General features: G+C 33.6%; 21 protein-coding genes and 2 pseudogenes. 18 read left to right on the top strand and 5 right to left on the bottom strand.

Going from position 1 to position 20,934, the window contains the following annotated elements; genetic code table 11:
* Positions 1 to 218: 218 nt before the first annotated feature.
* Positions 219 to 425 carry a hypothetical protein gene (locus NSA47_RS06405; protein WP_257530138.1) on the bottom strand — a complete coding sequence of 69 codons (207 nt, stop codon included), beginning with the start codon at positions 423 to 425 and terminating at the stop codon, positions 219 to 221.
* Positions 426 to 713: 288 nt separating this feature from the next.
* Here NSA47_RS06405 and NSA47_RS06400 point away from each other — a divergent pair, with 288 nt between their 5' ends.
* The 13 genes and pseudogenes from NSA47_RS06400 to NSA47_RS06340 all read left to right on the top strand — a co-directional run bounded on the left by NSA47_RS06400 (position 714) and on the right by NSA47_RS06340 (position 10,798).
* On the top strand, positions 714 to 1,196 hold the full coding sequence (locus tag NSA47_RS06400; RefSeq protein WP_257530136.1) for a DNA-deoxyinosine glycosylase: 483 nt from the start codon (positions 714 to 716) through the stop codon (positions 1,194 to 1,196).
* A 117-nt stretch (positions 1,197 to 1,313) separates the two neighbouring features.
* On the top strand, positions 1,314 to 1,670 hold the full coding sequence (locus NSA47_RS06395) for a DUF5412 domain-containing protein (protein WP_257530134.1): 357 nt from the start codon (positions 1,314 to 1,316) through the stop codon (positions 1,668 to 1,670).
* Between the two features lie 203 nt (positions 1,671 to 1,873).
* A complete protein-coding gene (locus NSA47_RS06390) occupies positions 1,874 to 2,134 on the top strand; it encodes a hypothetical protein (RefSeq protein ID WP_257530132.1) in 261 nt (86 codons plus the stop codon).
* 132 nt (positions 2,135 to 2,266) lie between these two features.
* Positions 2,267 to 2,449, top strand: a pseudogene (locus tag NSA47_RS06385) (IS1595 family transposase); the annotation flags it as partial.
* An 83-nt stretch (positions 2,450 to 2,532) separates the two neighbouring features.
* Positions 2,533 to 3,012 (top strand): VanZ family protein, encoded by a 480-nt coding sequence (locus NSA47_RS06380; RefSeq protein ID WP_257530131.1) that lies wholly within the window; start codon positions 2,533 to 2,535, stop codon positions 3,010 to 3,012.
* A 282-nt stretch (positions 3,013 to 3,294) separates the two neighbouring features.
* A pseudogene (gene rhuM / locus NSA47_RS06375) lies at positions 3,295 to 3,393 on the top strand (RhuM family protein); the annotation flags it as partial.
* Between the two features lie 52 nt (positions 3,394 to 3,445).
* A complete protein-coding gene (locus tag NSA47_RS06370; protein WP_257530129.1) occupies positions 3,446 to 4,204 on the top strand; it encodes a class I SAM-dependent methyltransferase in 759 nt (252 codons plus the stop codon).
* Positions 4,205 to 4,511: 307 nt separating this feature from the next.
* Complete coding sequence (locus NSA47_RS06365) at positions 4,512 to 5,291, top strand: ABC transporter ATP-binding protein (RefSeq protein ID WP_257530127.1); 780 nt, start codon at positions 4,512 to 4,514, stop codon at positions 5,289 to 5,291.
* Positions 5,281 to 7,449 carry an FtsX-like permease family protein gene (locus NSA47_RS06360; RefSeq protein ID WP_257530125.1) on the top strand — a complete coding sequence of 723 codons (2,169 nt, stop codon included), beginning with the start codon at positions 5,281 to 5,283 and terminating at the stop codon, positions 7,447 to 7,449. Before NSA47_RS06365 ends, NSA47_RS06360 begins: the two co-directional genes overlap by 11 nt.
* Positions 7,450 to 7,467: 18 nt before the next feature.
* Complete coding sequence (locus NSA47_RS06355; RefSeq protein WP_257530123.1) at positions 7,468 to 8,163, top strand: response regulator transcription factor; 696 nt, start codon at positions 7,468 to 7,470, stop codon at positions 8,161 to 8,163.
* Positions 8,160 to 9,197 carry a sensor histidine kinase gene (locus tag NSA47_RS06350; protein WP_257530121.1) on the top strand — a complete coding sequence of 346 codons (1,038 nt, stop codon included), beginning with the start codon at positions 8,160 to 8,162 and terminating at the stop codon, positions 9,195 to 9,197. The genes NSA47_RS06355 and NSA47_RS06350 overlap by 4 nt, the downstream gene beginning before the upstream one ends.
* A 387-nt stretch (positions 9,198 to 9,584) precedes the next feature.
* On the top strand, positions 9,585 to 9,935 hold the full coding sequence (locus NSA47_RS06345; RefSeq protein WP_257530119.1) for a hypothetical protein: 351 nt from the start codon (positions 9,585 to 9,587) through the stop codon (positions 9,933 to 9,935).
* A gap of 35 nt (positions 9,936 to 9,970) precedes the next feature.
* A complete protein-coding gene (locus NSA47_RS06340) occupies positions 9,971 to 10,798 on the top strand; it encodes a diguanylate cyclase (protein WP_257530115.1) in 828 nt (275 codons plus the stop codon).
* 136 nt (positions 10,799 to 10,934) lie between these two features.
* Here NSA47_RS06340 and NSA47_RS06335 read toward each other — a convergent pair whose 3' ends face one another.
* From NSA47_RS06335 to NSA47_RS06325, 3 genes are all read right to left on the bottom strand, one after another.
* Positions 10,935 to 11,840: a DMT family transporter gene (locus NSA47_RS06335; RefSeq protein WP_257530114.1), complete on the bottom strand. Its 906-nt coding sequence runs from the start codon at positions 11,838 to 11,840 to the stop codon at positions 10,935 to 10,937.
* A gap of 91 nt (positions 11,841 to 11,931) precedes the next feature.
* Positions 11,932 to 12,777, bottom strand: coding sequence for a MerR family transcriptional regulator (locus NSA47_RS06330; RefSeq protein ID WP_257530113.1), 846 nt, complete (start codon positions 12,775 to 12,777; stop codon positions 11,932 to 11,934).
* A 414-nt stretch (positions 12,778 to 13,191) separates the two neighbouring features.
* The gene (locus NSA47_RS06325) at positions 13,192 to 14,376 is read right to left on the bottom strand and encodes an aminotransferase class I/II-fold pyridoxal phosphate-dependent enzyme (protein WP_257530112.1); all 1,185 of its coding nucleotides are present in this window, start codon (positions 14,374 to 14,376) and stop codon (positions 13,192 to 13,194) included.
* Between the two features lie 305 nt (positions 14,377 to 14,681).
* On the opposite strand from NSA47_RS06325, the gene NSA47_RS06320 reads away from it, so the two are divergent.
* Positions 14,682 to 16,202: an alanine/glycine:cation symporter family protein gene (locus NSA47_RS06320; RefSeq protein ID WP_257530111.1), complete on the top strand. Its 1,521-nt coding sequence runs from the start codon at positions 14,682 to 14,684 to the stop codon at positions 16,200 to 16,202.
* A gap of 64 nt (positions 16,203 to 16,266) precedes the next feature.
* A complete protein-coding gene (locus tag NSA47_RS06315; RefSeq protein ID WP_257530110.1) occupies positions 16,267 to 17,463 on the top strand; it encodes a trans-sulfuration enzyme family protein in 1,197 nt (398 codons plus the stop codon).
* Between the two features lie 189 nt (positions 17,464 to 17,652).
* On the opposite strand, the gene NSA47_RS06310 is transcribed toward NSA47_RS06315, so the two are convergent.
* On the bottom strand, positions 17,653 to 18,033 hold the full coding sequence (locus tag NSA47_RS06310; RefSeq protein ID WP_257530109.1) for a hypothetical protein: 381 nt from the start codon (positions 18,031 to 18,033) through the stop codon (positions 17,653 to 17,655).
* Between the two features lie 215 nt (positions 18,034 to 18,248).
* Here NSA47_RS06310 and NSA47_RS06305 point away from each other — a divergent pair, with 215 nt between their 5' ends.
* From NSA47_RS06305 to NSA47_RS06295, 3 genes are all read left to right on the top strand, one after another.
* Complete coding sequence (locus NSA47_RS06305; RefSeq protein ID WP_257530108.1) at positions 18,249 to 18,812, top strand: NUDIX hydrolase; 564 nt, start codon at positions 18,249 to 18,251, stop codon at positions 18,810 to 18,812.
* A 21-nt stretch (positions 18,813 to 18,833) separates the two neighbouring features.
* The gene (ybaK, locus tag NSA47_RS06300; RefSeq protein ID WP_257530107.1) at positions 18,834 to 19,310 is read left to right on the top strand and encodes a Cys-tRNA(Pro) deacylase; all 477 of its coding nucleotides are present in this window, start codon (positions 18,834 to 18,836) and stop codon (positions 19,308 to 19,310) included.
* A gap of 320 nt (positions 19,311 to 19,630) precedes the next feature.
* Positions 19,631 to 20,749, top strand: a complete 1,119-nt coding sequence (locus NSA47_RS06295; RefSeq protein ID WP_257530106.1) for an NAD/NADP-dependent octopine/nopaline dehydrogenase family protein — start codon at positions 19,631 to 19,633, stop codon at positions 20,747 to 20,749.
* The last annotated feature ends 185 nt before the right edge of the window (positions 20,750 to 20,934 follow it).

The following is a 20,934-nucleotide window of genomic DNA, read 5'->3' as shown; positions in this document are numbered from 1 at the left end:
ATACCCCTGTTCCTTACTAACTAAGGAAATTCTATGTACATTTAACCTGTCTAAATTGCTAAACAATCTCCCAAAGTCTGCTACATTCAATTCATTTTTACATGCAGCCTGTGGTCCTAATGCTGCATAACAATAATCGCACTTTAAATTGCACCTATTGGTGATACTTATATCAACTAACGCTGGTGCTGAAAAAATTTTCTCATGTCATCTACTCCTTAGATCATTATACCTTTCCGTACCTTTTTATCCAATACAATTTTACTCTCTTTGTCTAGCAGTGGATGATCAGCTGTTAAATACGTCATTTTTAAATTTTGAATCTCAGTAATTTTAGCATTATCTTTAAGTCTACTGACAAAATGAATGCTTTTATAGGTAAAGAAAAATATGCTATAGAATAGAAGTAAAAATACTTCTTCCATGATTAATGCAAAAAGGAAAAAAAGTTTCCCATTAAACCCCTATATTTCTGTTGATTTAAATCATGATGGAAAATAAAATTATGCTGAATGACATCTACGCTATAAAGACAGGACTTTAAATACAATAGAATGCTATAAAAATCTATTAATAACTGTCACATAATATTAATTATGGCGGCAGTTATTTCTATTTTATGGTAAGATTATGTTATTAAGTGGAATATAAATATAGAATTATTAAAAAGTCAATATACCATAATAAATAGGTCAAGAGAGTAGGTGTATAAGATGATAGAAGGTTTTCTACCAATAATTGATAATAATAGTGAAATATTAATTTTAGGAACTATGCCAGGGGGAGAGTCACTTAAAAAGCAAGAGTATTATGCTTATGGCCGAAATCAATTTTGGAAGATAATTTTTTCCCTATTAAAAGGACAAGCCACTGATGATTATGAAGAAAAGAAAAAAATTCTATTAGAGAGCCACATTGGTGTTTGGGATGTTCTTAAAAGTTGCGATAGAAAAGGAAGCCTTGATGTAAATATAAAAAATCCACAATCAAATAACTTTAAACTTTTATTTGAGCAATATCCTAAGATAAAACAGATATATTTCAATGGTAAAACAGCAGAAAAGTTATATAGAAAATTAGTTGCCAGAGATACTGAGGAATATAATATAGAGCTAATAGGCTTACCATCAACGAGTCCAGCAAATGCAATTAGTTTTGAGAAAAAGTTGGAAGCGTGGAAAAAAATAATAAATTAAAGATCGTGGATTATATGGTCAAGCATCTAGTAGGGATGTACACCATTTATAAGGTATACTATGCATGTGGTTTCTAGATATTTGTGGAAAAACGCGAAGTAAGGGGGAAGACATGCCTTGAGAAAAAGGCTACTTATCATTTTTGTAGTTATAATAACATTTTTAGCTTACGGAATATACTGGGCATTTTTTGATATAAATAGATTAGAAAAAGGTGAATTAATATCTCAGGTACATTCACCTGATGAGACATATACAATTAAAGCCTATCTTATAAATGGTGGAGCGACTACTTCATATGCAATACGAGGTGAATTAAACTTTAATAAATATAGAAAAAAGCCTAAAAATATTTATTGGAGTTATAGGGAAGAGAATGCAGTAATTGTATGGGTTGATGATGACACAGTTATAATAAATGGAATTCAACTAAATGTACCAAATGAAAAATTTGACTTTAGAAGGAAAAAGTGATTTTATTACGGTACATAATTTACGAACGTGAAACATAAGAATTTGAAACCTTATTTACCTTCAAATGAAAAATTCCTCCCCGCTAAATTCCAAAGAGTAGATCTTCCCCAAGGAGAAGGCAAGAAACCCTTAAAGGCAAACCTATTGGCTAAGATATAAAAAGATAAATTATGAAATTATAAATAAAAAAGGAGTTGTTTATTGTGAAATGGCTTGAAGCAAGAAATATTTACCCAGATAAGTGGTTATTATTTGAAGCCATTGAAGCATATTCCAGAGAAGGAAAAAGAATCATTGAAGAACTATCGGTTATTAATGTATTTGAAGATGGACGAGAGGCTCTAAAAGAGTATGCCGAAAAACATAAAAAGGATAAAAGTAGAGAAATGTATGTCTATTATACTAAAAATAAGGAATTAACGATTCAAGAAAGAAATTGGATTGGAGTTAGAAATCATGGTTAAATTAGATCTTAAATATGAGCTTCCATTTTGCAAAGTAAACCTTAGTTTATAGAGGGAAAAGTATTTTTTTAGATAAGGTTCTGTTAGATACAGGGTCAGGAGGTACTGTTTTTAAAATGGATAAAAGGTTAGATGCAACGATTTAATGGTGCCGCGACCAAGTATTTAAACAATTACCTTACTTGGTTTCAGGTCTTGGAAAGTATTCATCACCAAAGAAATGAAGTAACAATGAATGACTTGATTATTAAAGGGAATCTAGTACAGAATTCAGAAACTTATGATACACTTAGGTTGACTAAATTTGCTGTATAAACACTGTTGCTTATTCAACTAACGTGGTAGGATTGTTTAAGAGCTAACATTAAAAATACTAAGAAAGACAGGTTTTGTTGGAAATGAAAAAAGTAATAAAGGTGATTTTTGGTATTAGTTTCATATTTTATTTATTAGCACTGGTAATGCTGTTGTTTGTAGGTGTTATGTTTGTGGGAATTAGAGGTCATATATGGACAGACTTATCGTTAATAGAATATATAAGGAGTTCTTCAAATTTCGTTCCATTTAAAACTATAAGTACATATATAACGGCAATGTTTGACGGAAGTTTAAATGTAGCTATACCTATAAAGAATCTCCTTGGTAACTTAATAATGTTTTTACCAATGGGAATTTACCTACCTTACTATGTAAAAAAGATAAACAAGATTGGTGGATTTATTCTCTTGATGATTATAATGTTATTAGCTATTGAAGTAACACAATTAGTTACAAGAAGAGGAAGTTTTGATATTGATGATTTTATACTAAATATGGCAGGTGCTTTGATAGGTTTTGGTATTTGGAAAACAAAAATAGTTCAGAGGTTACTTAAATAGCTGTTTCCGACTTTTCAACTAAAGGTGCTTTAGTGGAATAAAACATTATTACTAAATAGAACTTTTAGAAAAATGGAAGTTCTAATTTTTCACCTTATATCAACAATAAACTTTAACATAGCCTAATAAAAAGATAAAATCAATAGCTACTATAGAGACAAGAACTATAGTGAATTGTTAAAGGGCATATTCACCTCAAATCATAGGCTAGTAAGTATTGATAATCAAGAAGATATGATATCTATTCTAGATAAGGGGGATTAAAATGGAAGATGGAAACCTTTTGGAAAAGATTATTTTGATGAATTACTGAAAAGAATCCGCGAGATTAGAGCACCCGAAAGAAGGTTTTACCAAAAAATTACTGGAGTTTATGCCCAGTGAAAGAAATTATGAAACCCATAACGCATTAGAAGAAAAAGGGGATGAATTTATGTTAGGTTATTATAGTAAACTTTCTTCAGAAGTTTATGATATGGACAAATATATTGGTCTTTCATTTGGAGATGTAGAATTTTATAGTGATAGATTAGCATCTTGTAAGGGAAATATTCTTGAACCAGGAGTTGGAACAGGTCGTATCCTCATTCCACTTTTAGAAAAAGGCTTGAAAGTTGATGGTTTTGATGTTTCGGCAGAAATGCTGGAAATATGTCGTAATAACTGTGAAAAAAGGGGATTAAATCCAAAATTATTTGAAGGAAAAATGGAGACATTTTCCTTAGGAATAAACTATGAAGCTATTATTGTGCCAACTGGGACATTTCTATTGTTGCATAGAAGAGAAGATTCCATTAAAGCTTTAAAAAATTTCTATAACCATCTCTCTAATGGAGGCAGACTAATTTTAGATATATTTTTGCAAACGGATTTGTCCATTGGGGAAGGATCAACAAGAACTTGGGAAACTAAGAATGGTGATATTATTACATTAGAAAGTAAAATCGTTGAAGTGGACTATATCAATCAGTACACAATATCTCACAATCGCTATGAAAAATGGAGAAATGGCATCCTCATACAAACAGAATTAGAACGATTTCCACTTCGTTGGTATGGAATTGAGGAGTTTAAAATGATTCTTAAACAAATCGGGTTTGAAGATATAGTTATATCAGCGGATTATGAATACGGACAATACCCAACTAAATCAGATCAAGTAATTACATTTGAAGCTGTTGTTAATAAGTAAGAGTTTTCATTATTTTTTCAAGGGAGAGCATAATACAATTTTTAAGGGCCTTACAACAATTCAAATTGTAGTAAGGCTTTTATTTTTATGGAAATTAAAAAGCTTTATTACTTCTTCATAATTGTTTCTCTCTATTCATACTTCTTGAATCTTTCTTCTTTAAGGGTTCAGGGGATACTCTCTTCCTTTTCTGTTGGTTTCCTTACACCATTTGTAAGTGTTTATCGTCTTTTATAGTTGTTATAATGTGGATAGCTGAATTCTATAATATTTTCGGGAAATAAATAATAAAAAGGAGCGTTATATAATGTTCAGACAAGAAAAATTATTAGAAGTCCACAATTTACAAAAAAACTATGGCAAGAAAAACAATATAACAAAAGCTTTAAAAGGTGTTAGCTTTGATATTTTCCCAGGAGAATTCTTGGGAATAATGGGACCAAGTGGTTCGGGTAAGACTACATTATTAAATTGCATCGCAACCATTATAAAGCCAACATCTGGGCGTGTGCTTTTAAATGGGAAAAATATTAGTGCTTTTGATAGCAAGGATTTAGCGGACTATCGGGGGAGTCGAATTGGATATTTGTTTCAAGACTTTGCATTGCTGGATAATTTAACTGGCCAAGAAAATATACTATTACCCCTATCTATTCATGGGATGGATTTTGCAAAAGCACGGACTAAGTTAGATGAATTAGCAGGTTTTTTAGAAATCGCGGATATTCTTAATAAATTTCCAGCTCAAATGTCTGGCGGACAAAAACAGCGGGTAGCCGCTGCCCGTAGTTTAATCTCTGAGCCCGATATTGTTTTGGCAGATGAACCGACAGGCGCATTAGACACACGTTCTGCAAGAATTTTAATGAATAAGTTGACAGCGATTAATCATGAAAGGGGAAGAACCATTCTGATGGTAAGCCATGATCCCAATGCTACCAGTTTTTGTTCTAGAATTCTTTTTATACAAGATGGTGTTATATTTCATGAATTACGTCGCCAACAGGATGAGTCCCGTCAAAAATTCTATGAGAGGATAATGCAATTGATGGCTCAGCTTGGAGGAGGTAGTGCGAATGTTCTCTAGTCTAATCTATCGTAATGCCAAACGCAGTCGTAAGGAGAATTTAATCTATTTTGCAACCCTTGTAACCGCAATAGCATCCTTTTATATCATTCTTTCACTTGGTCGGCAAGACATTATATTATTCTTAAAGGAGTTTGAAAGTGATGCTATTGACAAACTTTTAGCTCAAATGCCCATTGTATATCTATTTGCTTTATTTCTATTGTTTTTTTTAGTTTTGTTTGCTAATGGATATCAATTAAATCGAAGGAGTAAAGAGTTTGGACTGTATCTCATGCTGGGAATGAGCAAAAAACGTCTTGTTCTGCAACTCTTGGCAGAGGGGTTGATTACTTCTATCTTTGCCCTCATTGGAGGTGTCTTAATAGGAGGATTTTTGGCTGAAATCATCAGCCTAACAGTTTCTAAATTGGTGGGGCAGGGCATCATTGGGCATCAAATGAGTTTGTCCATCAGTGCGATTTTCTTTACCATCATTGGTTTTTTATTTATCCAGTTTATTGCATTATTCATGCTTGGGGGGAGATTATTTAATCAAGAGGTCCATCAATTACTTTATGAGCAAATGGATAAGAAACAAGATATGGGAAATTTTAAAGGCAATATACTGAATCTATTTGTAGGTTCTGCTTTACTAGGTGTTGCCTATTGGATTGTTTTATATCATTTTATGGATTTTGGTGGAATGCTTTTGTTTGGGGCATTGGCTCTGGGAAGTTTAGGAACCATCTTCTTTATGAGGGGATTTGGAAAATTACTGGGCCTACTCACAAGTTTGTCTAAGCGTAAAGCTACCAAAGGGCTACACACCTTCACATTAAGGCAGTTTCAAGAGAATGTAGCCAATAAATCTACTTCTGTTGCGATAACATCCATTCTCATCACCTTGTCTATCATTTTGCTGGCAGATGGTGCTTCAACTTTTATGAGTTTGGAAAGTGCGACTACAAGGAGTTCCTCCTTATATGATTTTACAGTTAATGGGGAGGATCAAAAGGTTGAGCAATTTCTTACTTCAGAAAAAATGGTCTCCTATGTAGAAGACTTAAACCTTTTGGAAATTGGAAATATGAAAGTTCGGGATGAACGAGGGGAAGACGATTTTCCTTTATCCTTGGTAGACTGGTCTGAATTAAGAGAGCAAATTATTATGGCTTTGCCAAGCAACTTTAAAAAGCAAGTTTTATCTGGCGAACTGCAAAACTATTCCATCAGTTCAGAAAACCCTGAAGCAGTTAATTTGTTTGGGGTACTAGAGATTGATGCAGCCATAGCACCTTACGTCATTCCTGAATCATCTTATGATGGACTTTTAGAAGCCATAGGAGAAAAACCGTTGAACCTACATTCCGATGAAATTGCTTTATACTTTAATCCGAATTTTGTGCCTATGGATAATCTGGAAAGTATGCCTGTGCTAGATGGTATTCTTGAAAAGGCGGCACAAAAGGGTCAAAGTTTAATGAGCATTAATGATCAACCCATATATATACGCTCATCAACTCCAATGAGAGGATTGGTAGCAGACCGTTCACTAGAAATTCATTCAGCATTTATCCTTCCGGATTCAATGTTTGAACAACTAGTAAATAGGGAAACCTATGCATCCTATTGGAATTTTCGCATTCCCCAAAAATTGCAAGAGCAACAAGGTTTAATGGTTCCCATGATGGAGGCTAGGGATTTATTAACCTCTTCAGGTTTCCAGTTTGAAAGTTATTTACAAAACTTTGGACGACAACTTTTCTATGTTGTTGCTGGAAGTTATACCTTACTCTATATAGGATTCTTATTCTTGATCATTGCCTGTACAGTATTAGCTTTACAATTTTTGACGCAGATGAAGCAGACCGGTGAGCGTTATATAACACTTTCCATGTTGGGGGCAAAACGTAATCAAATGAAAAAATCCATGCATAGACAGGTGCTCTTGACCTTTTTATTGCCTATGTCTCTGGCATGCGTCAGTGGAGCTGTTGGCATAAGGGGGATGATTTCTTTTGTTATGATTCACATCGAAGAAAATGCATTATTGTATCCTATTGCCCTTGCCTTTGTTGGGATCATTATTTTGATTTTTGTGATTTATGGAGTAGCAGTTGCCCGTTCAGCGGATCATGAGATCGATAAACTCCGTTGGAAACCAAATATAGATTAAGGAAGGGGTATATTTTACATGGAAAGAGGTGGCGAAGTGATTAGGATTACAATTGTTGAAGATGATTCATTGATGAGAGAAGAGTTAGTGGATATATTGCAGAAGGCAGGGTTTGAAGTGGCGGCAATTACAGATTTTCATAATATCGTTCCTCAAATAGTCACTTTGGCACCAGATTTAGTTTTGTTAGACATCAATTTACCAGAACAATCAGGCTTTGAAATTTGCAAAAGTCTAAAATCCCAAGGAATTGGTCCAATATTGATTCTTACATCTAGAGATAAGCTGCAGGATGAATTACATGGACTCCATTTGGGTGCAGATGATTATCTCACCAAACCATGTAATCGAGATAGATTATTAGCACGTATTCAAAACCTGCTAAGAAGATTTGAAGGGCAACCAGAGCTAGTAGATGGTGGCAGTTTTTTATTAGACCCAAATACCTTTACCTTATATAAGGGATCCCAATCCTTGTTGTTATCAGCTAATGAGGGAAGAATTTTATTGGCTTTAGTGCAGCGTAGACCTGAGATTGTATCCAAGTCGACATTGAGTGAACTTTTATGGGGAACAGACCAATATATAGATGAAAATGCACTTCAAGTCAATCTGACTCGTTTACGAAAAACATTGTCTCAATTAAACTTGGACAATCAAATTGAGACAATTAGGGGTCAGGGATACCGACTTAGGGGGCAGAGAAAAACATGAAATGGATAAAGCGAATCTATGACTGTTTTGATGCTTATAAATTATGGTTCATCATTTTGATTGTTACGGATATTCTGTTTAGCTTTCTCGCTTGGTTAGCCTATCCGGATACATTTATGGTTTTAGTAGGATTAATGATTGTGTTTACTCTGGCAATGATAGTCTTGTCTTTATTCATTATGGTTAGAAAGCAAGAAGGAATAGAAGATGCCCTTCAGGATTTTCTGTTAGAACCCAATGAAACCAAGGAAGAAATATTGTGTAGGCTATCTCCTAAGACAGATCGGTCGCATATTCGTAGAATAGGCAGTGTCATAAGATCCTATCAGTCCAAACTTAATGATCAAGTCATTGAGCTCGCCGATTATGAAAATTATATAGAAGGATGGGTTCATGAAATGAAAAAGCCTTTGTCATTGATGACATTGGTATTAGATAACCGCAGTGACGAAATGTCTCCCCTTGTCAGGCAGCGTATGTTTCATGTCAAAGATCAAATGCTTGGAGATGTAGAGCGAATTTTGTATTTTGCAAGACTTGGGGCTGTTCATAAAGATTATATTTTTGAGCCAATAAGCCTATTAGCATTTTGTAAAGAGACAATGGAGAAGCATAAAACCTTATTGGATGAAGCGGCTTTTCATATACAGTTTATAGGGGAGGAAATGAAGATTTTATCTGACCCCAAGGGATTGGCTTTTATAGTAGAACAAATCATCGCCAATACTACAAAATACGTTGAAGGGAATCAGGATGATGCAATTCTAAAATTTGAAACGGTTTATGATGAAGGGCGTGATCAAATCATTTTGCACATTAGTGATAATGGACCTGGGGTATCTCAAGAGGATTTACCATTTATTTTTGATAAGGGATTTACAGGAAGGAAAGGTAGTTATACAAGACAAGCAACGGGTATGGGACTCTTTTTAGTGAGGAAAATGGCTTATGATTTAGCCATTCAAGTGGATGCAAAATCACAACTTGGTTCAGGTTTGACCATATCCTTAATGTTTCCAAATGTGAAACATTAAGTTATGATACTCTATTTAAGTTTGCTTTCTTCTCAAGGATCACGTCATTTTAGTTCGATTATGATGCGTTGCAAGTAATAAGATATCTTTGTTATGAATGAGGATAGGATTGCTGGTAAAGAGAGTATAAAAAGTTCATTTCGATAAAAAAGATTGATAAGAAAAATACAGAGAAAAGTAGGAGAAAATGCAAAGAATCTCCTGCTTTTCTTTTTCTTTTCAGGAAAGGATCAGAAGAAAACACCTATTATCCTCAATCAATATAATGTTTATGATGAATAGAGTGAAATAGACATTTAAAGTGTAATCAATTACAAATATTGTAATGGAAAAATTAGACAAAATATGATAATATATTACTTATATCTACGGAAGGTGGAAGATTTAATGGATGGTAAAACCGAAGGAACAAAAAAAGCTGAAATAAATATGCGCCTTTCAGAATTTGAAATGCCTCCAATGCAAGATGCATTGATCGTAGGGAAAAAAGCGCCGATAGGTCCAGAGGCCGCAAGAAGAATGGTAGATATACTTTCACCGGAACAATATGAAATAATTAAAGTTCAACATAAATATATTGAGGCTATTGTTGTAAGAAAAGCTCTATTGAATATGTTATCAAAGGATAAACTTATTCCAATAATTATCGAGGAAGGAGAAGGAATTGCTAACGAATCAATGGTAATAAAAGCACAAGTAAATATAACTCTTAATGTTAGCAAATCCATTGAATTATGATAATGAGGGTTTCAAATATAATGGAAAAAAAATTTATGAAAGTTAATATATTAAATGGAGTTAGAAGAATTCAAGAAATTTTTCAAGAGGATAATATTGAATGCTTTATTGCCTATGCAAAAAAGACACTCACTGGCATTCTTACAAAAAAAGAATTAATAGGCGCACATCCAAATAGAATAATTGCCGACGTTATGTCGGATAAATATATATGCGTTGATTGTAATATATACATATGGGAAATTAAAGAGATATTTAGTAGAAATAGGGATATTCAGGTTTTACTTGTAGAAAAAGAAGAGGAGATTATAGGCTATGTCACAAGGACAATCTTAAATGTTGAACTAGGTCAATACATTGATTCCCTTACTGATTTATATAAAAGCGATTATATGTTTTACAATATCTATAATCTAATAAGACAGGACAAAAATGCTACAATAATTTTTATAGATTTGAATAACTTTGGTTACATAAATAAAACCTATGGACATATCGCCGGGGATAGAATACTCAAAAGTATATCAGATATATTAAAAAGTAATCTTGGGTCAAACTGTTATTTATGCAGATATGGTGGAGATGAATTTGCTATAGTAGCTCCTTATAGTATAAAAGAGAGTAAACCATTTGCTGAAAAGGTTACAAAGGCTATCAAGGCATATCCTTTTTTAGAGAACATACCCGTTTCAGTATCCATAGGCATTACTGGATGGAAGAGACAAGAGAACAAAGGACAAAATATATCAGAAACATTGATCAATAAATTGGTGAATCGTGCAAGTTTAGCATCTACAAAGGCAAAAAAAGATGGTAACAACCCCATTATTATTGAATATGTGGATATAAATGAAATTGCATAGACAGAAAAATTTCAATATTTAAGGAGAACCATAGCTTTTATGGTTCTCCTTAAATTTTAGCTCTAGCTTTTTTGCCAGCTTTATAATCATCTTGAAAATAAATAAAGGATTTGTGGTCCATTTTCTCTATATACAATTATATATACTTAATCTTTATTGCTTTATTATCCTTAGGTTCTAAATTTAACAATAGAACTGAGATAAATATAAGGAATATCCCTATTCCCTTGCTGTTTAATAGTTTCTCACCATAAAGAAAGAAACTAAGAAGTGTGGCAACAGCAGGTTCAATAGTGGCCATAATAGCAGCCTTACTGTTTTCAATATTAGATAATCCTTTAGTATATAAAATAAATGGAAAGACACAACAAAGTACACCTATGCCAAGGGTGCTAGTTACAGCTTGTGTATTCACTAACATAGGCAGGGATTTTATTAAACCACTAATCGGTAAGGAGCCTATCATAGCAAAGACAAAAGTATATTCAGAAATAGTTATAGAGTGATATCCTTTTTCAATAGCATATCTTCCAAAAATGCTGTATAGAGCATACCCAATTCCTGAGCCTATACCGACTAATATTCCTATGGCTGAAAAGTTATTGGCACTAGAATGGAAGATATTTGCAACAAAAATACAGCCTATAAATGTCATAATAAGTGCAATAATCTTTTGAAGATTTATTTTTTCCTTAAATAAAATAGTGGAAAAAAGCATGACGAAGATAGGGGAAGTATACATTAAAACGGCTGCGACAGCTAAACTTGTCAATTCTATTGCTGTAAAATAGCACCAGTTAAAAAATACAAGACTGATTATGCCTGTACCTACAAAACACCAACAGTCCTTTAACTTTATTTTTAACAAGGATGGATCCTTGATAAGAATATAAAGTGTAAGGGCTATGGCAGCACTAGTGACACGAATAGCAACTACTTGCATCTGAGAAAAACCTAGCCCACTGAGAATTTTAAAAAACACCCCTATTCCACCCCATAGTGTAGCAGCAAAAATAACATATAAATAAGATGTTTTCTTCATAAAAAACCAACTCCTTTCAATCAATAGCCGTATTTATAATTATATAGTCTATGATTGCAATAGAGTCAAGAAGAATATTGAATTTATTTGCTTATAAAGTTGGGTGGGAATTTGGGATTAGAATTTGTATTTCATAAATACAATGGGAATATTCATGTAGATCATTTTCATATTCATTTGCTAGAACAAGAACAGGTTTTTCTTTTGTTTTACTAAAAAACATTTGTATAGGTTGAGGATTCCAGCTTTCACTTAAAATTCTCGCCTTAAAACAAAAATAATTACCCTCAGGGATGTCCATAATATTACAGTTTTGAAAGTGCGGTGGTTCTTTGATAAACATACCAAGATAGAGGGGATTTAATGAACCTTCCAAAACACTATCATAGTCTAAAATATATGAGAATTGACGCATATATTTTAGATTCTTAAACTTTTTACTATTTTTAATAGCATGAAGTCTTATATGAAAATTTGATTTTGGTTCGTTCTGTATAATCTTGGTGGTAACCATATAGCGTTTTTTAAAATATTTGGTATAGGTAATCCCCATGTCATTATTATCTTCATTATTGTTGTCATGATTATCCTTTATATAGGAAAAATAATTTTTATACCATTCAATATCATCAATAGTTTCATGAAGCTTGATTATTTCTTTATAGCATTCTGTCTCCTGCTTTTCTAATATTGAAAGAAGTTGGGTGATATCATTGTTATTAATGATATTGTTGATTTCTTTTAGAGATAAGCCAAATTTCTGTAGGTATTTAATACGATCGATAAAATGCAATTGATCCGCAGAGTAGTAACGGTATCCTGTTAAAGAATTAATATGCTTTGGATGCAGTATGTCAATTGAGCTGTAATATCGTAAAGTCTGTACAGATACCCCCATAGTTTTAGCAACTTCACCAATAGAGTATAGTTCTGTCATAGCACATCCTCCTTTTAATAATTTTGTCTTAAAATGCTAATCTCAATATTTTTGGAAAAATGTATGTTTATAAAATGTATTTTATTTTTTTCTATTGCATTTAAGTTCATATCACCAGAAAAAGAGTATAGGATAGTGAAAAATTTTATATATTTTTCTGGAGAAATGGAATCTCACTAATTCTATTATGAATACGTTTTCAAAAATGAAAAGAAAAATATAAAAAAGATATCCGAGATACAGAGATGGATAGATATTGAATAATTTTTGATCAATAAATATATGCATTTTTCATGGCTCATAATGAATATTATAACAACATAAAATTTACAATACAAGTCCTGCCTCTAATGGAATAAAGAGGAAGGACTTATATTCTATTTGTTTTTAATGCTATTGAATGCAAAGGACAAATTAATTACCGAAAACCTGAAGGGCCTGCATAAAGTCGGTAATTAAATCATCTACATCTTCAATGCCTACTGAAAGACGGAACATACCTGGTGTAATCCCCATTTTTCTTCTATCTTCATCTGGCATATGACTATGAGAACTTGTTACAGGATGATTGAGCGTTGTACGTAAGCCTCCAAGGGTAGTGGCATAGTGTGCAAAATGAAGTTTTTGCATAAACGCATTTATTTTTTTCTCATCCTCCGGAATGATAAAGCTCATAATGCCACTCATGGTATCCTTTGATTTGAAAAGCTTCGTTGCAAGTTCATGTTGTGGGAAACTTTCAAGGCTTGGATGATTTACTTTTGAAACATATTGATTGTCTTCCAAGGCTTTAGCTAGTTTAGCAGCGTTAGCCATTTGTTTTTTTAGCCTTAAATCTATTGTCTGTATCCCTCTTATCATCATCCAGGAAGCGTGTGGATCACCAGGTGTACCACAAAGCATTCTTATGGGACGAATTGTTTCAATAATTTCTGAGGATGCTGTAATAGAGCCTGTTATTGCATCACTATGACCATTCATGAATTTTGTCATAGAGTTGATAACAATATCAGCACCAAAGGATATTGGCTGTATGGCAATTGGTGATGTGAAAGTGTTGTCTATCATAAGAAGGGCATCATGATCATGGGCAATTTTAGCTAAAGTAGGGATATCAGCAACATTGATGGTTGGATTAGCTAACACTTCTGAATAAATCATTTTTGTATTAGGTTGAATAGCTTTTCTTACATTTTCAATATCATCAAAATCAACAAGGATGGTTTCCACTCCAAAGGTAGACAAGAGCTTTACCATAACATCAAATGTTTCACCATAAATATTACGATTACAGATAATATGATCTCCTGGTTTGACTAAAGCTAGCATTGTGGTGGTAATCGCCCCCATACCTGATGAAAATATTAGTGTATCTTCACCGCATTCTAAAGAAGATACGATTTCTGCCAAAGAGTCTCGATTGGGATTCCCCGTTCTTACATAGGTGTACTTAGACTTATATGCCTCTTTTACTTCATCTAAACTCTTCATGGTAAAGGAAGTATTCGCAAAAAGTGGGAATGCTTCAGGCTTATTAAAATCCATGCCTTTCACTACTCTACCTTTATAAAGAATTTCTGATGCTTTTGAAAATTCCATTTTATCATCCTCCTAATTTTAAGTAATTATTAAACTATAAGTTATTTTAATATGTATAGTAAGAATAGAGTCAACACTTTTTATTATGTTTTATTCTATATGAAAGTTGAAAAGAAAATATTTTGTGAATTATGAGTATCATAATAAAATTCATACCCCCTATTGACTCTATAGTTAATATAGGCTTTAGAATGAATATTGAAAGTTTCAGTGCAAAACCAGAAATATTTATTCGGCCGAAAAATATTTTTGTGAATGACTTGTAAGGAAAAGGCAAATCACAAAAAAACAAAGGGGGAATTATTGTGTTGGCGGAAGTATTAAATAGAATAAGTAGTTTCCTTTGGGGAACACCGTTTCTAGGTTTTGTAATTTTAGTAGGATTATATTTTACAGTTGGCTCTGGATTTTTTACATTAACCCATTTTAGGCATATTATGAAAAAGACATTTGGCAGTATATTTAGTAAAGAAGCAAATGATATTCACGCTGGTCAAGTAACACCCTTTGAAGCGGTGTGTATTGCTATTGGTGGTTGTGTAGGCAGTGGGAATATAGGCGGTGTTGCAACGGCTATAGCTGTTGGGGGGCCAGGTGCTGTATTTTGGTTATGGATTTGGGCAATCTTTGGCATGATGGTAAAATTGGTAGAAACGGCATTAGGTTGTCACTATCGCTCAAAAAATGAAAGAGGAGAATATTTTGGCGGTTCTACTTATTTCATGGAAAAGGGTATTGGAAGGGAAATGGGACATAAGTTCGGCTATGTCCTGGCTGTTGCTTTCGGTATTGGATTTGTTGCTCAGTTCCTTGGGGGCTCTCAAGCCTATACTATTTCCGAAATTCTTAGTGAGTCTTTTCATATTAATATGATTGCTACTACATTAATATATTCGGTGATTTTATACTATGTAATTTGGAAGGGCACACCAAGAATTGCAAAATTTTCATCAAGGGCTGTTCCCTTTATGACCACAGCATACCTTTTAGGTGGCCTAGGATTAATTTTTATAAATATTGGGAATATGCCTGGTGTTGTTTATTCAATTTTCCATGATGCTTTTACAGGTACAGCTGCCGTAGGTGGTTTTGTAGGAGTAGCAGTTTCAGAAACTATAAAAATGGGTATTGCTCGTTCTATAAACTCTAATGAAGCAGGTCAAGGACCATCGCCATTAATTCACGGTTCTGCAAATACAATACATCCCATAAAACAGGGACTTTGGGGATCATTTGAAGTGTTTATAGATACGATAATTGTATGTTCTGTTACGGCACTTTCAATTTTATCAACAGGTATTTGGACCAGTGGGCAGGCGGGGGCTACACTGACAATAATGGCTTATGAAAGTGCTTATGGACGTTTTGGAACTCTATTTATAGGTATGATGGGTATTCTTTTTGGTTTAACAACAACATCAGGTTGGTTTACTTATTATTTAGCGATATTTAATCATGCATTAAGATATAAACCTATTTTAAGGGATAAAGTTGTTAAAATTTTTAAGTTTGTATTTCCAATTCCCAATATCATCATTGTATCTTCAATTGTACTAACTGGAAATGGCCCAGAGCTATTTTGGACAATCGTAGATATATCCCTGGTGATTCCGGTATTTACCAACCTTCTAGCTCTTTTTATACTTAGAAAGAAATTCTGGGCACTTCTTAAGGATTATAAGGCACGTTACATGGGAATAGGCAAGACAGATCCGAATTTCTATGTTTTTTATGAGGATGATCCTGAAGTTAATGAAGTAGAAGAAAATATTAGAAAGAAAATTCGTTTAGAGGCTGAAAGGGCTTATGGAAAGGTTAAAGCGTAAGAAAAGTATAAAGGATAGATCATGATCATTAATGTATATTTTTTATTTTAAAAGGAGGATTTACATGTTTAAAGAGACAGATAAGGATTTTACATTTGAGACCGATGTACTTTCAAAAGGAGCCTATACAAGATATCCAGTAACAAACCCTGAGGCACTTCCCATCTATATGACAACAGCTTTTAATGTTGAGGACTTAGAGGACTTACAAAAAAGGTATGATGAAAAAGGATTTTGCTACAATAGAAATAGAAATCCTAATAGATCATGTCTTATAGAATTAATATCATATATTGAGAATGGGGAAGACTCCATATGCTGTAGCTCAGGCATGGCAGCTATTTCAACAGCTGTAATTGCTCTTACCCAGGCAGGGGATCATATTTTATCAGACAGAACCCTTTATGGTGAAAGTCTGGAGATATTCACAGATATATTAGGAAAGTATGGTGTAGAAACCACATTTGTTGATTTTACAAATTTAGATGAAGTAAAATCATCTATAAAATCAAATACAAAGATTTTATATACCGAAACCGTTTCAAATCCTATGATAGCCGTTCCTGATTTAAAAGCTATAGGGGATATTGCTCATGAAAATAATGCATATTTTATTGTAGATAATACATTTATGACAGGTGCTTTAGTAAAACCTCTTGAATTAGGTGCAGACTTAGTTGTAAATAGTCTTACAAAATTTGCAAGCGGACACAGTGATGCAGTAAGTGGATCTGTTACAGGAAGTAAAGATTTAATAGCAAAGTGCTATAAGCTTCAAGTTTTGTTAGGTTCCCAATCGGATCCATTTTCATCTTGGTTAGTGCAAAGGGGAATTAGAACAATAGAACTAAGGGTTAAACGCCAAGCTGAAAATGCAGCAGCCCTTGCCCGGGCATTAGAGAAGAGCCCTTATGTAATTAAGGTAAATCACCCATGCCTTGCAGATCATCCCCAACATGAGCTGGCAAAACAGCAATTCAAGGGTTATTATGGTGGAATGCTTAGTATTGTACTTCCAGAAGATAAAGATAAGATGAATGAATTTATGAGAAACTTAAATTTTGCACATTATGCCATGACCTTAGGTGGCTATCGTACAACTTTATCCTATCCAGCCATGAGCTCACATTATGAAGTGCCGAGAGAAGAAAGGCTTAGAATGGGCATTACAGATGGCCTCTTAAGAATCTCATGTGGTATTGAAAATGAAAATGATTTAGTAAAAGATTTTATGGATGCTCTAGAGAAAGCCTATAGCTAAATTAGCATGATAATTAATTAAGATAATGTTGTTATAATAATCCAAAGGACTTGCTTACTGATTATAGAAAGGGGCAAGTCCTTTGGATTGTTTTGTATATACATATAATCTGGATATAGATTGCACACTCTACACATTCATGCGTGGACAGTGTCAACACCGAATGCTCTTCTTAATGTTAGAACACAGCTAATGCACATCATCAAATTCAATTTCATGTTGCAGGATTTCATTTATCCGTTTTTCAATTTTATCAATATCAAAGCTTGCTTCTTTTTTTATGCTTTTCCTGAGCATAGGACCGATTTTCTGGATATCATCTTGTATATCATACAAAAGTTCTAGGGCTGCAGAAGCCTCCAATTCTTCTCTAGGTATTTCTACCATATTGGCCAAAATAGAATTTTCAGTTCTAGACGCTACCATAGGATGCACAACTTCCTCAACATAGACAATTGTTCTTCTTCCAGGGCCTCTCTCGTCTTCTATACGTTCTAAGCTAATGATTTTATCCGAACGAGCAAATTTACCATAACCCAGGGGAACCATTACTCCTTCTTTAATTTCCATAGGATAATACACCTACTTTCATAATCTTATTTATCTTATTTTTACTTATAGGGAATGTTTTTATTCTCCAAAGAAGTAAAGTACAACATAATACTAGAGATATGCTGATAACCATTCCTTTTAAAAGGAGATGTTTGTTATAATGAAAATAAGAGGACCTTTAAAAACAAGAGAGTATTAATTCCTAAAAGATCAAAGAAAGAGTGAGACAAAGTATGAGATGGATCGATACCATAGAAAAATATGTACCTTGGAATGAGCAAGAGAAAAAGGATAAAGAAGTAATTTTACAATGTATCAGTACCTTTAATGACATCCTAACAAGGGAAAACCAAATTGCCCATATGACAAGTTCTGCATTTATAATCAATAAGCATAAAGATAAGGTTTTGATGGTGTATCATAATATCTATCAGTCTTGGTCATGGGTAGGGGGGCATGCTGATGGAGAGGAAGATTTGTTGTATGTCGCAATGAAAGAAGCCAAGGAGGAGACAGGAGTAAAGAATATTTCTATTCTTGAGGAGAATATTTTGTCTCTGGATGTTTTACCGGTAGAAGGACATATAAAAAAGGGAAAGTATGTGGCACCTCATCTTCATTTATCTGTAACCTATTTGATGGAGGCTGATGAAGAAGAAAAACTTATCATTAAACCCGATGAGAATAGCGACGTTCAATGGATACCCCTAGAGGAGGTAGGGGTCTATTCTACTGAACCCTATATGATAAAGATATATAATAAAATAAGATTAAAGTTAAAGAAATTTGATGAATAGATAGAATAGGAGTAGAGGGATATGGCTTATAAAACCAATGTAATGAGAATATTAGACAAAATGAAAATAGAATATACAAGTCATTGTTATGTAGATACAGGGGCTATTAGCGGAATGGATGTTGCAAATGCTTTGCATCAAAATTCTGAACAGGTGTTTAAAACTCTGGTCACCCTAGGGAGTAACAATCAATATTATGTATTTTTAGTTCCGGTTGCAGAGGAATTAGATCTAAAAAAGGCTGCTCATTGTGTCAAGGAAAAATCAATTAGAATGATAAAATCCAAGGACCTATTGAAGATTACAGGCTATGTCCATGGAGGATGCTCACCTATTGGGATGAAAAAAAGCTTTACAACCACGATTGATCAGTCAGCAACTTATTTTGAAACCATTATATTTAGCGCTGGGAAAATTGGATATCAGGTGGAGATTAGTCCAGAAGAATTAAAAAAGGTTATTGCTTTCAATTTGGCAGATGTTGTTTACTCAAAATAATAGACAAGGAAGCAAGCTGGTTCAGCTAAAGCTGAACATTAAAATTTCAGGTGGGAACTCTATCCCGCCTGAAGTAAAAATATGGATAATCCCTCCTTGTAAAAGATGGAACCTTAAAAATGGATAGTCAATCTAGAAAAGTGATGAATTTTGTTCATCACTTTTTTAGTTCAATAGGAATCTTTTTCTTGATATAGAACATTAGACAATAAAAAATTAATGTTATATAATAGATGGAGATAAGGTTCATATGCGAGAGGAATTCACCGGTTAGCAGATGAATTTAAAGTTAATTCAATAAAACGGGAGGGAGAGCGATTATGTCAAGGAAAATAGCGATATTAGGCGCAGGAAATGGTGGTTATGCTACTGCTGCTCACCAAGCATTAAATGGTCACCAAGTAAATTTGTGGTCCAGAAGTGATAAAAATCTCAAGCCTATCTTAGAAAAAAAAGGCATTACAATTCACGGGGAAGCGGGAGAAGGATTTGCTCGGCTAAATTACGTTTCCACAGATATTGGGCAGGTCATTAAGGGAGTAGAGGTTATTTTTATTGTATTACCCTCCTTTGCTGTAGAATCTGTTGTTGAAAAATGTATACCTTATTTAGAAGATGGACAGATAATGGTTTTAAATCTTGCCTCAACAGGAACGGCCTTAAGAATAAATGAGATCCTGAAAAAATACCATGTGAATAAGAAAATTTATATCACAGAATTTTCCTCCCTTACTTACGGGTGTAGAATAAATAAACCAGGGGAAGTAACTGTGCAGTTACTAGCTAAAAATATAAAATGCGCCAATTTTCCTTCTAAAGACAATGAAAAAATATACCCTATACTCAAGGAGTTTTATCCAGACTTGGTTTTGGCGGAAAATGTTTTAGAAACAAGTTTGAACAATGGAAATCCTGTAACCCATCCGGCACCATCTTTATTAAATGCTGGGAGAATAGAGTATAGCGATGGGGAATTTTACTTGTATACCGAGGGCATTACCCCCAGTGTGGTCAAGGTCATTGAAGCAGTGGACGGGGAAAGAATTCAAATTTGTAGGCAGTTTGGGTTTGAAGAAATACCTGTAGAAAAAAGATTAGCCCGCATAGGATATACCGATAAAGCAGAAAGTCTATATAAACAATATAGTAAAAGTGATGTTTTTTCTCAAATGAAGGGACCGGGATCCTTACAAAATAGATACATCACCGAGGATATTCCTTATGGATTGGTGGTATGGGCATCCTTGGCCAAGACCATTGGCGCTCAAACCCATAACATGGATTCCATCATCACCTTAGCCTCTTCTTTATTAAATAGAGATCTTTGGTATGAAGGCTGGACCATAGATAAGCTAGGTTTAGAGGGAATGAATTTTGAAGAAATTCAGCAATATCTGTTTACAGGAGAACCCTTTGGAAATTTTGAATATAGCGCATAGCAAAGAGGTAGATAATTTATTGAAAAATAGCTGTAGGGAATTTATTTCTCCCTACAGCTATTTTTATGGGATAGTTGAAAATAAAAAACTTATCCTCCCCTTAACCCTTTAACAGTTATAAGAATAAATCCCTCAAATATTGTACATTGTTAGAATATTTCTCAGGAATTTACAAAACAAGATTC

It is taken from the genome of Irregularibacter muris, from assembly GCF_024622505.1.
In the GTDB taxonomy this organism is placed as follows: Bacteria; Bacillota; Clostridia; order Eubacteriales; family Garciellaceae; genus Irregularibacter; species Irregularibacter muris.
The sequence above is the reverse complement of the archived record's forward strand: the minus strand, read 5'-3'. Positions and strand labels throughout refer to the sequence as shown.

What these genes read in the sequence shown, in the direction of transcription:
- NSA47_RS06405 (WP_257530138.1), bottom strand. Translation starts at nt 425, where the DNA reads ATGGAAGAAGTATTTTTACTTCTATTCTATAGCATATTTTTCTTTACC.
- NSA47_RS06400 (WP_257530136.1), top strand. Translation starts at nt 714, where the DNA reads ATGATAGAAGGTTTTCTACCAATAATTGATAATAATAGTGAAATATTA.
- NSA47_RS06380 (WP_257530131.1), top strand. Translation starts at nt 2,533, where the DNA reads ATGAAAAAAGTAATAAAGGTGATTTTTGGTATTAGTTTCATATTTTAT.
- NSA47_RS06370 (WP_257530129.1), top strand. Translation starts at nt 3,446, where the DNA reads ATGTTAGGTTATTATAGTAAACTTTCTTCAGAAGTTTATGATATGGAC.
- NSA47_RS06365 (WP_257530127.1), top strand. Translation starts at nt 4,512, where the DNA reads ATGTTCAGACAAGAAAAATTATTAGAAGTCCACAATTTACAAAAAAAC.
- NSA47_RS06360 (WP_257530125.1), top strand. Translation starts at nt 5,281, where the DNA reads ATGTTCTCTAGTCTAATCTATCGTAATGCCAAACGCAGTCGTAAGGAG.
- NSA47_RS06355 (WP_257530123.1), top strand. Translation starts at nt 7,468, where the DNA reads ATGGAAAGAGGTGGCGAAGTGATTAGGATTACAATTGTTGAAGATGAT.
- NSA47_RS06350 (WP_257530121.1), top strand. Translation starts at nt 8,160, where the DNA reads ATGAAATGGATAAAGCGAATCTATGACTGTTTTGATGCTTATAAATTA.
- NSA47_RS06345 (WP_257530119.1), top strand. Translation starts at nt 9,585, where the DNA reads ATGGATGGTAAAACCGAAGGAACAAAAAAAGCTGAAATAAATATGCGC.
- NSA47_RS06340 (WP_257530115.1), top strand. Translation starts at nt 9,971, where the DNA reads ATGAAAGTTAATATATTAAATGGAGTTAGAAGAATTCAAGAAATTTTT.
- NSA47_RS06335 (WP_257530114.1), bottom strand. Translation starts at nt 11,840, where the DNA reads ATGAAGAAAACATCTTATTTATATGTTATTTTTGCTGCTACACTATGG.
- NSA47_RS06330 (WP_257530113.1), bottom strand. Translation starts at nt 12,777, where the DNA reads ATGACAGAACTATACTCTATTGGTGAAGTTGCTAAAACTATGGGGGTA.
- NSA47_RS06325 (WP_257530112.1), bottom strand. Translation starts at nt 14,376, where the DNA reads ATGGAATTTTCAAAAGCATCAGAAATTCTTTATAAAGGTAGAGTAGTG.
- NSA47_RS06315 (WP_257530110.1), top strand. Translation starts at nt 16,267, where the DNA reads ATGTTTAAAGAGACAGATAAGGATTTTACATTTGAGACCGATGTACTT.
- NSA47_RS06310 (WP_257530109.1), bottom strand. Translation starts at nt 18,033, where the DNA reads ATGGAAATTAAAGAAGGAGTAATGGTTCCCCTGGGTTATGGTAAATTT.
- NSA47_RS06305 (WP_257530108.1), top strand. Translation starts at nt 18,249, where the DNA reads ATGAGATGGATCGATACCATAGAAAAATATGTACCTTGGAATGAGCAA.
- ybaK (WP_257530107.1), top strand. Translation starts at nt 18,834, where the DNA reads ATGGCTTATAAAACCAATGTAATGAGAATATTAGACAAAATGAAAATA.
- NSA47_RS06295 (WP_257530106.1), top strand. Translation starts at nt 19,631, where the DNA reads ATGTCAAGGAAAATAGCGATATTAGGCGCAGGAAATGGTGGTTATGCT.